Origin of the sequence: Paraburkholderia sp. RAU2J (genome assembly GCF_003634845.1) — a bacterium.
In the GTDB taxonomy this organism is placed as follows: domain Bacteria; phylum Pseudomonadota; class Gammaproteobacteria; order Burkholderiales; family Burkholderiaceae; genus Paraburkholderia; species Paraburkholderia fynbosensis.
The window spans coordinates 3,543,424-3,555,656 of the sequence record NZ_RBXG01000001.1 but is presented as its reverse complement, the minus strand read 5'-3'; the positions used below and the strand labels follow the sequence as shown (position 1 = coordinate 3,555,656).

Annotated in this window: 10 protein-coding genes; 5 read left to right on the top strand and 5 right to left on the bottom strand. The window is 65.9% G+C overall.

Features of this window, described 5'->3' with window-relative positions; translation table 11 throughout:
• Positions 1-217: 217 nt before the first annotated feature.
• From B0G69_RS16215 to B0G69_RS16195, 5 genes are all read right to left on the bottom strand, one after another.
• Entirely contained in the window at positions 218-2,761 is a 2,544-nt protein-coding gene (locus tag B0G69_RS16215) for a glycoside hydrolase family 2 protein (protein ID WP_121319476.1), read from the bottom strand.
• Positions 2,762-2,944: 183 nt separating this feature from the next.
• Positions 2,945-4,012 (bottom strand): DUF1839 family protein, encoded by a 1,068-nt coding sequence (locus B0G69_RS16210; protein ID WP_121318556.1) that lies wholly within the window; start codon positions 4,010-4,012, stop codon positions 2,945-2,947.
• Complete coding sequence (locus B0G69_RS16205; protein ID WP_121318554.1) at positions 4,009-5,079, bottom strand: amino acid--[acyl-carrier-protein] ligase; 1,071 nt, start codon at positions 5,077-5,079, stop codon at positions 4,009-4,011. Before B0G69_RS16205 ends, B0G69_RS16210 begins: the two co-directional genes overlap by 4 nt.
• Positions 5,080-6,351 (bottom strand): acyl-CoA dehydrogenase family protein, encoded by a 1,272-nt coding sequence (locus tag B0G69_RS16200; RefSeq protein ID WP_121318552.1) that lies wholly within the window; start codon positions 6,349-6,351, stop codon positions 5,080-5,082.
• Entirely contained in the window at positions 6,348-6,599 is a 252-nt protein-coding gene (locus B0G69_RS16195) for an acyl carrier protein (RefSeq protein WP_121318550.1), read from the bottom strand. Before B0G69_RS16195 ends, B0G69_RS16200 begins: the two co-directional genes overlap by 4 nt.
• Before the next feature lie 284 nt (positions 6,600-6,883).
• Between B0G69_RS16195 and B0G69_RS16190 the strand changes: the two genes are divergently transcribed.
• The 5 genes from B0G69_RS16190 to lepB all read left to right on the top strand — a co-directional run bounded on the left by B0G69_RS16190 (position 6,884) and on the right by lepB (position 12,209).
• Positions 6,884-7,417 carry a GNAT family N-acetyltransferase gene (locus B0G69_RS16190; protein WP_121318548.1) on the top strand — a complete coding sequence of 178 codons (534 nt, stop codon included), beginning with the start codon at positions 6,884-6,886 and terminating at the stop codon, positions 7,415-7,417.
• Positions 7,418-7,473: 56 nt separating this feature from the next.
• Positions 7,474-9,057 (top strand): mannose-1-phosphate guanylyltransferase/mannose-6-phosphate isomerase, encoded by a 1,584-nt coding sequence (locus tag B0G69_RS16185; RefSeq protein ID WP_121318546.1) that lies wholly within the window; start codon positions 7,474-7,476, stop codon positions 9,055-9,057.
• 464 nt (positions 9,058-9,521) lie between these two features.
• A complete protein-coding gene (locus B0G69_RS16180) occupies positions 9,522-10,241 on the top strand; it encodes an FCD domain-containing protein (RefSeq protein ID WP_121318544.1) in 720 nt (239 codons plus the stop codon).
• Between the two features lie 144 nt (positions 10,242-10,385).
• The gene (locus B0G69_RS16175) at positions 10,386-11,384 is read left to right on the top strand and encodes a Gfo/Idh/MocA family oxidoreductase (RefSeq protein ID WP_241991334.1); all 999 of its coding nucleotides are present in this window, start codon (positions 10,386-10,388) and stop codon (positions 11,382-11,384) included.
• Between the two features lie 126 nt (positions 11,385-11,510).
• Positions 11,511-12,209 carry a signal peptidase I gene (gene lepB, locus B0G69_RS16170; RefSeq protein ID WP_121318540.1) on the top strand — a complete coding sequence of 233 codons (699 nt, stop codon included), beginning with the start codon at positions 11,511-11,513 and terminating at the stop codon, positions 12,207-12,209.
• Positions 12,210-12,233: the final 24 nt, after the last annotated feature.

Genomic DNA, 12,233 nt, shown 5'->3' with positions numbered 1-12,233 from the left:
AATAGCCCTGCCATGGGCGTTGTGGTGCGATGTCCGCGATGTGCCGGAATTGATTCAGATGTGTTCAACGCGTTGCGTACGTTGCCGCACGGAGTGTCTTTTCGACGATGCGGAAGTCGCAAAAAAACCAACAGTGATTCGCTCAGGCAGACACATGGGTTCGCGAAGTGTGAGGTTTTATGCGGCTCGCGCGCGATACCTAGATCAGCGCGACAATCTAGCGATAGAAGGTGGCGGATATCGCATTGATCGCGCGCACTTCACCCGCGGGGCTCGCGCATGTTGCATCAGCGTTAACCATGGAGCTGGATGCGTGCGCAACGATTCGTTCTTGCGCCGCCGGTGAGGTCAGAGGAATCAGCGGCACGATGACGGGACGATGCGGAGCGACGTGGAACCAGTCGCGCGCGCCACGATAGTGTGGGTCGATGATATGAACAAAGCGCGCAAAGCGTTTCGTTTCGATGACGAGCTGCCAGCCGTCGCCACTGCGCTGGACGAGGGCAGTCAGACCGAGGTCGTGACGCTCGCTCATGCGCCGATCGGGCAGATGAAACGCCTCGCAAACGATTTCTTCGCTTGCCGCCTCGCGCAGTGTCGCCAGCGTGACATCATGCGCGCGCGGGCCGAATCGGTAGGCGTGCGTAAAGTCGAAGAACTGGCCGAGGCATACGGCCGCGCCGAGACGTTGCGCGCTGCGCGGCGGCAACTCGACGGGGCAACTCGCGGACACGACCTTCACGCTGCCATCGCGCAGGCAGACCAGTTCGAGTCGTCCGCTAAACGTTTGCGCGCGTTCGTTGATCAGGTGGATATCGAGGCCGTTGAGGCCTTCGTCGGTCAGCGTGATCTGGATGGGTTGCAATGTGTGCGCGAGCCCGTGTAGCGCGCTTTTGGGCCGTCCTGTGGCGTCGATCACGCCCCAGCCTGCGCCCGCGCGCAGATCCTGCAATTGCCAGACCAAACCGCCGGCACAGGTCGAGTCCGCGCGTCGCCATTCGGCGAACACGTCGCTCATCACCTCCGCCACCACCGCGCGCGACAGATCCAGATAACGCTCGGGGTCTTCATAGCGCAACTGCGCGGGCTCGACGCCGTACAGCGTGCGCAGGTAGTGGTCGCGCACGTCGTCGAAATCCCAACCGGCGCCAAGGTCGCGCGGCACGGCGGCCTTCCAGCGCGGATCGTGCGAATGGATCGTGCCCAGCGCGTCGTGCAAGGTCGCGTCGTCGGGGACGTTGGCGAAGGCGAGGCATTCGGCGGCAAAGCGCACCCGCGCGCGGCGCGCGTCGTCGAGCGGACGCTGATAGGCGCCTACCCCGTAGTAGTGCGTCACGCCTTCGTCGGTCGAAAACGGCCACGTTCCACCCGTAGGCGAGTTGGGGACATACGGCACGTCCGGCCGTTCGCGCGCGACGATGGCGGGTAACAGTTCAGTGAACACGGCTTGTGCGCGCAGCGAAGGCGGCAGGCCGAGCATGGCCGCCTGCTGGTCGACTTCGCTGCCACCGCACAGTACGGCGAGCGCCGCGAAGCGTCGTGTGCGGGTCAGAAACTGCGTGGCTTCCAGTTCGATCGACGCACGGAAGGCCGCATCGTTCGGGTAGTCGAAATTTGCCAGCGCGAAGTCTTGCCAGACGAGCAGGCCGTATTCGTCGGCGAGCGCATAGAACACGTCGGACTCATACACCATCGTGCCGCTCACGCGCAGCATATTCATGCCGGCCGCGCGAGCCAGCTCCAACGTGTGACGCAGTTGCGCTTCAGTGCCGGCGAGCGTCACGAGGTCCGCGCTGGTCCAGCACGCGCCGCGGCAGAACACGGGCACGCCATTGACGTGGATGGCGAAGCCCCTGCCGTCGGCGCCGCGTTGCACGTCGAGGCTGCGAAAGCCGATCGAGCCTAGAGAGTATGAATTTGAGCGATCGTCATCGAGTTGCAACGTCAGAGGATATAAAGTCGGCTCGCCGTGCGTGTGCGGCCACCAGCGCTCGGCGTGCGGCACGCGCACGGCGCCGGTCAGGGTATAGGCGTCACGCCATTGCAAAGACGAAATGGCTGCGCCGCATGTGAGCGTCGCGCCGCCAGTCGCGGCGTCGTGTGGATACGCGAAACGTAGCGTGAGCGAAACAATGCCGTCATCGCCATCGACGCGGCTAGCCAGGTCGACCGTGTCGAATGCATGCGGCGCGTCGCCCAGCAGTTCGACTGGACGCCATGGACCGACCGCCTGAATCGACGGGCACCAGCCCGGCATATGGCCGAGCAGTGTGGTGCGCACGTTGCGCAGCGAAGGCGGCGAAACGAGGCGCGGCCGCCAGCGCGCGCGCGGGCGTTTTGCCGTCAATGCGGCTGTCAGTGCGCGAAAGCACAGCGCCAGTGTCGCGCTGCCATTCAGTTCGATGTCCAGATCATGTGCGACGAACATCGAATCGGAGTCGAGGCGCCGCACATCGTCGAGCCAGACTTCGGCGAGCGTGGCGAGGCCGTGCAGCCGCAAGCGGCGTTTGCCTATGCCGGTGAGCGTGACGCGATACCAGTGGTCGTCGAACGCGAGGGGCGGCGGGTGAGCGGCGTCGAGCAGACCCGCGGCCCGCCGTGCGCTTGCGACGGTGCCGGGCACCGGCGCAGCGAGCCAGCCATGCGCGGGCAGCGCCGCAGGCGACCCGCATGCGCCCGCCGGCGTGCTGACACACTGCCAGCCGGTGTCGAGCCGCTGCGGCCAGAGTGAGGGCGTCGCCGCCTCGTCCGATGCAGCCACGCATGTGCGCGCATCCTCGGTTGGGGCGAGCCGCGCGGCTTCAGCGAGTGAGGCGGCGATGGTGGTGGTTGCGACAGCATGCGCAATCGAACCATCGCCGCGAGCGTCATCGGCCGCCGGACCGTGCGTCAGTACATCCACACCAAACCCCCAAAAAACGCTATATGGCGCGAGAAGCGCGCGTCATCGCACCAGCGCGGCGAGCGGTGGCAAGGTCGCTTCATAGGCGCTTTCGAGCACGTCGAAGCAGTCTTCGCACGCATCGCGCCGTCTGCGCGCGATGGCTCGCACGAGCCGGAACTGCATCACCATCGACTCCGACGCGATGCGCTGCGCCGCGGCCGGGATCGACGCGGGCATGTCGAAGCCTTGCGCGGACAGCCACAACAGATACTTCGACAGAAACTCGAAGTTCGCGCCGAGCTGCCGCATCAGGTTGAACGAGTACGGATGGAAGAACGCCTCGCCGCGTTCGAGCAGCATGTCGAGATGCGCGGGAAACGCGGCACGCCACGACGAAATCGGATTGACGAGCGGCCTTCGCTGCAGATGCGCGCACAGCAATTCCGCCGAGGTTTCCGCGAGCGCGGCGCCTTCGAGCGCGGGCCGCGCCTGTTTGGCGAATTCCACATACGGAAACAGCAGATCGGGTTGCTGTGCGAATTGCGGAAGTTTGCGGAACACGCCGTCGTAGTCCTCGCCGTCGAGCAGGTGATAGCCGGTGTTGTGGAAATAGCCGAGGCGGCGCGCGGCGGGATCGATGAAGTCGATGCCCACCGTGGTCTTCGGATGCTCGCGGCGATACGACGTGGCGCGCGTGTTCGGCAGGTAATAGCCGTCCACTTCCACCAGCACCGTATGGCCGCGCGTGGTCTGCGCGAGCACGCGGGCTTCGAGCGAATCGTAGATGGCCAGTTCCTGCACTTGGGTGCCGTACAGCCGCTCGATGTCGTCGAGCGGGAATTTGAAGAACGTGAACTGGTCGCCTTCGAAGTCTTGTGTGACGGTAAAGGCGAACGCCGCGCGCGGGTCGAGCCCGAAGCCATGCAACAGTTCGATCCACAGATCGACGTAGCAGTTGGTCTCCTGCCACACGCGCTCGCCCTGATGCAGCGCGTGCGGCACGTGTTCGCGCAGGCGCATGCCGGATCCCGGCGCGGCGGCGCTGTCACCCGTAGACAGCTCGACGCGCCGGGGCATCGGCAAAGCGCTGGACGTGCTCGTTGGCGTAGATGTCAGAGACGGGTTCATGCGCCACCTCCGGTGTGTGCCGCGCTCGCCAGCAAGCTCTGCAGGCCTTGCGCGACGCGCGCTTCGGTGTCGCCCCACAGCAGCGCGCGCACCTCGTCAGGCCAGCCGTTCACGTCGAGGCCATGATGACGGAACAGCGCGAGCGTGATGCGTTCCATGCCGAAGCCGACGCAGCCCGTATGCGCCACGGCACCGTCTGCGCAGGCGATCTTCCAGATCGCGCCGAAGTGCTCCATGTGATAGTTGAACGACAGGCAGGCAGTCTTGCCGCGCGGATCGGCGATGGGAATCAGCAGTTCGAACTTCAGCGCCTGGGCGCGCTGACTGTCGGCGACGATCTTGCCGCCGCGGCCGAAGAAAGGATCGTTGGCGAGATCGACCTCGACCGGCAATTGCAGCAACGTCACCAGCAGCGAGCCGCGATCGATCCACATCTGCCGGAACGCCATCACCTGTTCGGCGCTGCCGAGGCGCACGTATTCGCGCTGCCGGAACAGCTGCATGCGGCCCGGATCGCGCGACGGTTCGTGGCGGAAGCAGTACGACAGCACGTCGACCGTGCGGCCTTCAGCGGGCAGTGCGCCGCGCCGCGCCATCACCGGATAGATCGGATAGCAGGCGGCGGGCGTCAGCACCACACGCGTGGGCTTTTGCTGCGCCATCCATGCGTCGCTGCGCTCGTCGCCGCTGTCGCTGTCGGTCAGCGCATCGTCGAGCGCGCGCAGCAGGCGGCGGTGACCCAGGTCGTCGCCGCAGAACGAATGGATCGTGCCCGCGAGATTCGGGAAGCTCTTCAGGTATTCGCTGTCTTCGAAGTCGGTGCGGCGCATCGCCGGTGGAAAGCGCAGCACTTCCGGTTGCTGGTCCGCGCCCAGACGCGTGATCGCGACGTTCAGGCGCTCGAGCACATCCTCGAAAATCTGGCTGCGGCCGTACAGGCCGTTTTCACCGGTATCGATCAGCAGGCCCGCGGCCAGCAGTTCGTCGCGAAAGTCCGGCGCGGTGTTCGCGTCGGCAACGGTGCCGGCGGCAGCAGCGGCCGCGGCGGTATCGGTCATCGTGTTCATTCAGGCTTTCCCCGGTGCGGCAGGACGCTGCGCGAGCAACAGGCTCGCGGTGTTTTGCGCAATGCGGTCGTTATTGATCATGAGCGGCGCGGAGTGCAGGTCGCGCAAATGGCGTCCTACGCTGTACGGCGTGCCGTTCTTGTAGCCCGCCATGCCGCAGATCATCAGCACTTGCTGGACGACTTGCAGCGCGGTGGTCGAGATGCTGGTCTTCAGCGTGTTCATGTCGGACGCGAAGCCGAGCAGCGCCGCGAGCGGCGCATCGGCCTGCGGACCGTCGTGCCGCGCCTGATGCGCAGCGCGTGCCGCTTCCAGCGCGACCGACAGGCGCGCCTGCATCATCTGCAGCAGGCCGACCGCTTCAGCAAGGCGCACGCCCGCCGGCGCAATCGAGCCGGGCGTCGCACGCGCCTGAGCGCGGAAGAACGCCTTCGCGCGATTCACCGCGTCGATCGCGATGCCGGTCCAGACGGAGGCCCACAGCGTGTGCGAGACCGGCAGCATGGTCTGGTCGGCGATCTCGGCGAACGGCGTCGCGAGGATCTGTTCGGCGAGTCCCGTGGCGATCAGCCGGAAGCCCTCGCTGCAGGTGCCGCGCATGCCGAGCGCGTCCCAGCCGCCGCGCTTTTCGAGTTGCGTGTCATCGCGCAACGCGACGATCAGCACCTGGTCGGCGGCCGCCGACTCCGCGGTGCGGCGCGCGGTGACGAGGATGCCGTCGGCGTGCGCGCCGTAGGAGATCGTCGGCGCGAGCTTTTCGATCCGGAAACGCGGACCGTCGAGCTCGACCGAGCAGGCGCTCGTGCGCATGTTGCCGCCGATGGTTTCCTCGGAAGTCGCCGATGCCAGCAGCCATTGATGCTCGACCAGTTGCGCGAGCAGGCGCCGATGCCACGCCGATTCGCCACCATGCGCCTCGACGCACGCGACCTGGATCTGATGCATCGCATAGACCATGGCGGTCGACGCGCAGCCTTGCGCGAGCGTCTCGCAGATCGCGCCGATGTCTGCGAGCGACAATCCCGCGCCGCCGCACGCGCTCGGCACCATCGCCGACAGCAGACGTTCGCGTTTGAGCGCGTCGAATGCTTCGCTGGGAAAGCGGGCGTCGCGGTCGACCGCATCGGCGAACTGCGCGGCTACTGCGGCGCAGCGGTGCGCGGCCGCGCGCCAGCCGGGCTCGGCTTCGACCGTCGTCAACGTGACGGTCGCTTCAGCGCTGTCGTGCGCTGGGGTTGCGGCGCTGGCCGCATCCGGCTGTGGGGCGCTCATGCTGCGGCCTTGCCCTGCTGCAATTCGGTGATCGCAGCGGCCATCGAATCGATGCTGGAGAAGAGCCGGCGTGTCAGCAGGCGGTCTGGGATCTCGACGTCGAATTCATCTTCGATGGCCAGCATCAGATGCACGGTCGCCAGCGACGATAAGCCCGCAGCGTAGAGATCGGCGTCGTCCGCGAGGCTGTCGACCGGCACGTCGAGACGGGCGGATTCGGAAATGATGCGACGCAATGCAGTCTTCATGGTGCGGTGCCCCCTTGATGGTCCAACGGTGCTGAAACGATGTAGACGGAAAACGCGTGAGACGTGTGCGCTTTCCGCGTTTATCTGCCCGGCCGAGATCGTTGCCAGGCTCTGGAACGTATTTAAGGATTGAGAAAGCGGAGCGTCAGTGCGATGGCGCACGGAAACACGAGTTTCGCGCACGTACCGTGTGGACATGACAACGAGCCGGCATGTCGAGCCAGGCCGTCCAGGGTGGTGGACATCGTCACCCTCGTTGAACTTTCTGACCGGTGGGGAACGTGATGAATTGGAAGACGCTGGAGTTCGATCAGCTATCAGCCCGCGAGTTGTATCTGATCCTGCGGGCGCGTAGCGCGGTGTTCGTCGTCGAGCAATCGCATGTCTGCCTGGATGCGGACGGTCGGGATGAAAATGCGCTGCACGTGTTCGCGGTGGAAGATATGGGAAGGCCGATGCCGATCCTTGCTTACGCTCGTGTGCAACCCGGCGACGCGGAAGATCCGGAAATCACCATCGACAAGGTGCTGACGAGTCCGCTGCGGCGCGGCGACGGCACCGCGGAGCTGCTGCTCGACCGTGTGCTGGAAGCGATCGCCGAGCGTTGGCCCGGACACGCCGCGCGCGTGAGTGCGCCGCTCAATCTGCGTGGCTTCTATGAGCAGTTCGGTTTTCGCAAGACGGAAGGGCCGTTTCTCGAACATGGCGTGCCGTTCATCGGCCTCACGCACCAGGTTCGCAGCAGTCAGCCGCGCTTTGGCGCGCGGCGCCGTGCACGTGATGGTGAATCACTCGTCGATACATTCGAGCTACTGTAACGGGGGCATTGCTGGATCACGAATCGGACCTGACCTGACATCGACGGGAACCGTTCATGAATCGTATCGTAGTACCAGGCAATTCATTCGCTCCGCGCGTGGGCGCCTCCGAAACAACGACGCGCTTTTCCGTGCAGCCGGCGATTCTCGCAGGCGGGCCCGGCACGCGGCTTTGGCCGTTGTCGCGCGAGCGCAATCCCAAGCAGCTGATCGATCTGATCGGCGACGAATCGCTGCTCGAAGCCACGCTGCGCCGCCTCGACGAGGCGTTCGTGGTGGCCGCGCACGACATATCGTCCGTCGCCGCGCTCGCGACGGCCACGCCGCTGGTGCTCTGCTGCGAGGAGTTGCACCAGCAAACGCGCGAGCGCCTCGAACACTGCGGCCAGCGGGTGCGCATGGTGCTCGAGCCGGTGCCGCGCGATACCGCGCCCGCGCTGACCATCGCCGCGCTCGCCGCGCGCGCGGCGGCGGCTGGCGATGATCCGATCATCGTTGCGCTGCCCGCGGACCATCTGATCGCCGATCACGCCGCGTTCGGCGTGGCGCTCGCCGAAGCGCTCGCGCACGCGGCGCGCGGTGCGATCGTCACGCTCGGCGCGCCGCCGCGGCACGCGGCAACCGGGTACGGCTATATCCGCACGGGTATGGCGCTCGGCACGCACGGCGCGCGCGCGATCGAACGCTTCGTCGAGAAGCCCGATGCCGAAGAACTCGCCGAACGTTATGTCGCCTCCGGCGAGTACTGGTGGAACAGCGGCATGTTCGTGGTGCGCGCGTCGGTGTGGCTGGCGGCTATCGAGCTGTGTGCTCCCGTGATCGCGGCGGCGTGCGCGGACGCTTTCCAGCAGGCCAGCGTCGACGACGACGGTGCCCTGCATCTCGGGCGCGACGCGTTCGCCGCGTGTCCGTGCGATTCGATCGACCACGCGGTGATGGAGCGCGTCGCCACCGATGCGCGGTTCGTCGGCGTCACGGTGCCGCTGGTGGCGGGATGGTCGGACGTGGGGGCGTGGGACTCGGTGTGGGACGCGTCGGCCAAAGATGACGCGGGCAACGTCGCACGCGGCCGCGTGATGTTCGACGGCTCGACCGACAGCTTCGCGCATTCGGAAGGGCGCCTCGTCGCGTGTGTCGGCGTGAGCGGCGTGGTGGTGGTCGAAACCGCCGATGCGGTGCTGGTCGCCGCGAAGGACCGCGTGCAGGACGTCAAGGCGATCGTCGACCGGCTGAAGGCGGAGCGCAGCGCCGAAGCGCAGGAGCATCGCAAGGCCGGGCGGCCATGGGGCTTTTCTGATTCGCTCGACCGCGGCGAACGCTTTCAGGTGAAGCGCATCGTCGTCAAACCGGGGGGACGCCTTTCGTTGCAGATGCATCATCATCGCGCCGAACACTGGATCGTCGTGCGCGGCACGGCGTTCGTCACGCGCGGCGAGGAACGCTTCCTGCTCTCGGAGAATCAGTCGACGTATATCCCGCCCGGCGTCACGCACCAGCTCGAAAATCCGGGCAAGACATCGCTCGAAATGATCGAGGTGCAATCGGGCGACTATCTCGGCGAGGACGACATCGTGCGCTTCGACGATCCATACGGCCGCGATCAGGCCGGCACCGAGGCGGGCAAGGGCGCGTCACTTTAACGTGTACGGCGGGCGTACCCGGCCGCGGCCGTCGGGTCCGACGAGCGCGTGCCGCTGGCGCCTGGCGCGCGGACGTGGCCTTCGTTTGCGAATTGCTCGAGCGCCTGCGATCACGCAAGCCGACGTCCTCCAGACCACGCGCCTCTCTTCAACCGCCACCGCGAGCCAACCGTAAGTTCTCCCAAATCAGACAATTCGCGCCGCTACGTGCGTATTCGCACTATGAACATTTTGCAACACAGGCACGCTTGAGGCGCAAGCTTATGGCCCATCGAAACGTTTTGCGTTACACGAACGAAACAATTCATCAGAGGGATAACCCTGTCAGGAAGTGTCCCAACTGGCGCAGATGTTTCGAAGCTAGCAACGTATCGTCAAGAACTGCTGCACCTATAAAAACGATACGCCAGGGCCGCTCAATTCAACAGGCTACGCGGGGAGAACACCGCTTCGGGGAGAGTGCCATGGAACAGGCAAACAAAGATCGATCGCTGGTCAGCAAGGTGATGGACGGACTCGTCACCGGCATCGTCGAAGAGAAGTACGGCGCGATCCTGCCACCGCAGGATGTGCTGTCGAAAGAGTTCGACGTCAGCCGCACCGTCATGCGCGAGGCGCTGTCGATGCTGCTCGCGCGCGACATGCTGGACGTGCGGCCGAAAATCGGCACGCGCATCCGGCCGATGAGCGACTGGCGCATGATCGACGAGGACGTCGTGAACTGGCGTTTTCGCGCGAAGCCCGATCCGCTGTTTCTGCGTGACGTGATCGAGTTTCGCATCCTGATCGAACCGCGCGCGTCGGCGCAGGCGGCCGCGCGAGGCAGCGCCGCGGACATCGCGGGCATTCGCGAGGCGTTCGAGGCGTTTCGTGTGATCCGCCCGGGCGAGGCCAGCTATCAGGAAGCCGACGAACTGTTCCATACCCGCATCGTGGTGGCGAGCGGCAATCAGTTCTTCAAGCAGATGGCGGCGATCGTGCGCGGCGCGCTCTCGACGGTGAACCCGATCGTCACCGACAAGGACGGCCTGTGGGAAGGCGCGGTGAGTTCGCATCAACGCGTGCTCGAAGCGATCGAGCGGCGCGATCCGAACGAAGCCGAAATTGCGTCGCTCGCCTTGATCGACTTTACGGCCGGCGAAGTCGGCGGCAAATTTTCAGCGGAGCCACCCACGCGCGTCTGAGCGCGGATACGGTGGCCTGGTTTTACTGCGAGCTCTCCTGCGGGATACAGCGGATCACGGCAGACGCCATCGGATCTCCACGCGTCCACGTTCGGCATGCGCGACAATAGCGCCTGTTCCGAACCGCATGGACCCGAAGAAACGATGACGATTGCAACGCAGGAAACGCCCTCGAACCGCGTGATTCGCTGGGGGATTGTCGGCACGGGCCGGATTGCCCGGCGCTTTGCGCAGAGCCTCGCGCATGTGCCGCATGCGCGGATCGGCGCGCTGTGGTCGCGTCGCGCGCAACCGGCGCAGGCCTTTGCCGAAGAATTCGGCGGCGAGGCGTGCGCGAGTTTCGACGCGCTGCTCGCGAGTGGGATCGACGCGCTCTATATCGCCACCGTCCAGGACAGTCACGCCGACTATGCGATCGCCGCGCTAAAAGCCGGCCTGCACGTGTTGTGCGAAAAACCCGCCGCCATCAACCGGCCGCAACTCGAGCGCGTGCTCGATGCCGCGCGCGCCGCGCAACGGCTCTTCATGGAAGCGATGAAGCCGCCGTTCTACCCGCTCTACAGACAATTGCGCGAGCATCTCGCGGCCGAACCGATCGGTGACGTCGGGCTCGTGCGTGCGGGCTGTTCGGTGCCGGGCGTGCCGGACGATCATCCGTCGCTGTCGTTCGAGCATGCGGGCGGCGCGCTGCTCGATATCGGCATCTACGAAATGTTTCTCGCGGTGGACTGGCTCGGCGCGCCGCACGAAGTGCAGACGCTCGGGCGGCTCGGCTCGACCGGCGTCGATACGTTCGCGAGTCTGAATAGCCGGCACGAGCGCGGCATCGCGCAGCTTTTCTGCGGGCTCGATCTGCATGGCAAGGGCGATGCGCTGCTGATGGCCCCCAGCGGCCACGTGACGATTCATGAGCCGTGGTGGAATCCGTCGCGCGCGACGATCCGCTACGCCGACGGCCGCGTGGTCGAACTGGACGCGCCGTTCGAAGGCGGCGGTCTGAACTACGAGACCGCGCACTTCTGCGAGCTGATCCGCGCAGGGCTGCTTGAGAGCCCGGTGATGCCGCACGCCAGATCGTTGCAGATGATCGCGATGGCCGACGCGGCGCGTGCGACGCTGGGGCTGAAGTTCGCCGGGGAGTGAGCGCAGCGGGGCGGCGCCGAAGACGCGCCGCTGCGCGCTGCGATGGTACGATGCCCGCGGGTCCGCCGCTGCGCCACGCTGCGCGCGCGGACGCCGCTTTCGAATTTCTTCCACTGGAGCCTCGCCATGCGCATGCTCGGCAAGCTGTGGCGCGAGAGCAGGAGCCTCGTCGCGTTTGTTTTCCTGATGGTGCTGTTTCGCAGCGCCGTGGCCGACTGGAATGTCGTGCCGAGCGGCTCCATGCTGCCGACGATCCGCATCGGCGACCGGATCTTCGTCGACAAGATGGCCTACGATCTGCGCGTGCCGCTCACACATATCGCGCTCTTGCATCTGCACGATCCGCAGCGCGGCGACATCGTCACGATCGATTCGTCGGCCGCGCACGAACTGATGGTCAAACGCCTGATCGGCTTGCCCGGCGACAGCGTCGCGATGCGTGAGAACGTGCTGTATGTGAATGGCGTGCGCGCCGATTACCAGCCGCTGACACTCGCGCCACTGTCGGGCGATGCCGTGTCTCACGGCGATTATCTGACCGAGCGTTTCGACGGCGTCGCCCATGCGGTGCGGCTCGCGCCCGACGCGCCGAGCCCGCGTGATTCGTTCGGTCCGGTCACCGTGCCGCCGGGCAAGTATCTGATGCTCGGCGACAATCGCGACGACAGCGCCGACTCGCGTTACTTCGGCTTTTTCCCGCGCACGGAACTGATGGGCCGCACGCGGCGCGTCGCGTTCTCGCTCGATCCGGAGCACTACTACGAGCCGCGCTTCGAGCGCTTCGGCGCGCCGCTGGACGCGGCCTCACCGCTCGCCGGCCGCTAGAGCGGGCGAGCGAGAGCGGGGCGC

Excerpts from the sequence above, each read along its gene's own strand:
- B0G69_RS16210 (WP_121318556.1), bottom strand. The coding sequence starts at position 4,012 with ATGAACCCGTCTCTGACATCTACGCCAACGAGCACGTCCAGCGCTTTG.
- B0G69_RS16205 (WP_121318554.1), bottom strand. The coding sequence starts at position 5,079 with ATGAACACGATGACCGATACCGCCGCGGCCGCTGCTGCCGCCGGCACC.
- B0G69_RS16200 (WP_121318552.1), bottom strand. The coding sequence starts at position 6,351 with ATGAGCGCCCCACAGCCGGATGCGGCCAGCGCCGCAACCCCAGCGCAC.
- B0G69_RS16195 (WP_121318550.1), bottom strand. The coding sequence starts at position 6,599 with ATGAAGACTGCATTGCGTCGCATCATTTCCGAATCCGCCCGTCTCGAC.
- B0G69_RS16190 (WP_121318548.1), top strand. The coding sequence starts at position 6,884 with ATGAATTGGAAGACGCTGGAGTTCGATCAGCTATCAGCCCGCGAGTTG.
- B0G69_RS16185 (WP_121318546.1), top strand. The coding sequence starts at position 7,474 with ATGAATCGTATCGTAGTACCAGGCAATTCATTCGCTCCGCGCGTGGGC.
- B0G69_RS16180 (WP_121318544.1), top strand. The coding sequence starts at position 9,522 with ATGGAACAGGCAAACAAAGATCGATCGCTGGTCAGCAAGGTGATGGAC.
- B0G69_RS16175 (WP_241991334.1), top strand. The coding sequence starts at position 10,386 with ATGACGATTGCAACGCAGGAAACGCCCTCGAACCGCGTGATTCGCTGG.
- lepB (WP_121318540.1), top strand. The coding sequence starts at position 11,511 with ATGCGCATGCTCGGCAAGCTGTGGCGCGAGAGCAGGAGCCTCGTCGCG.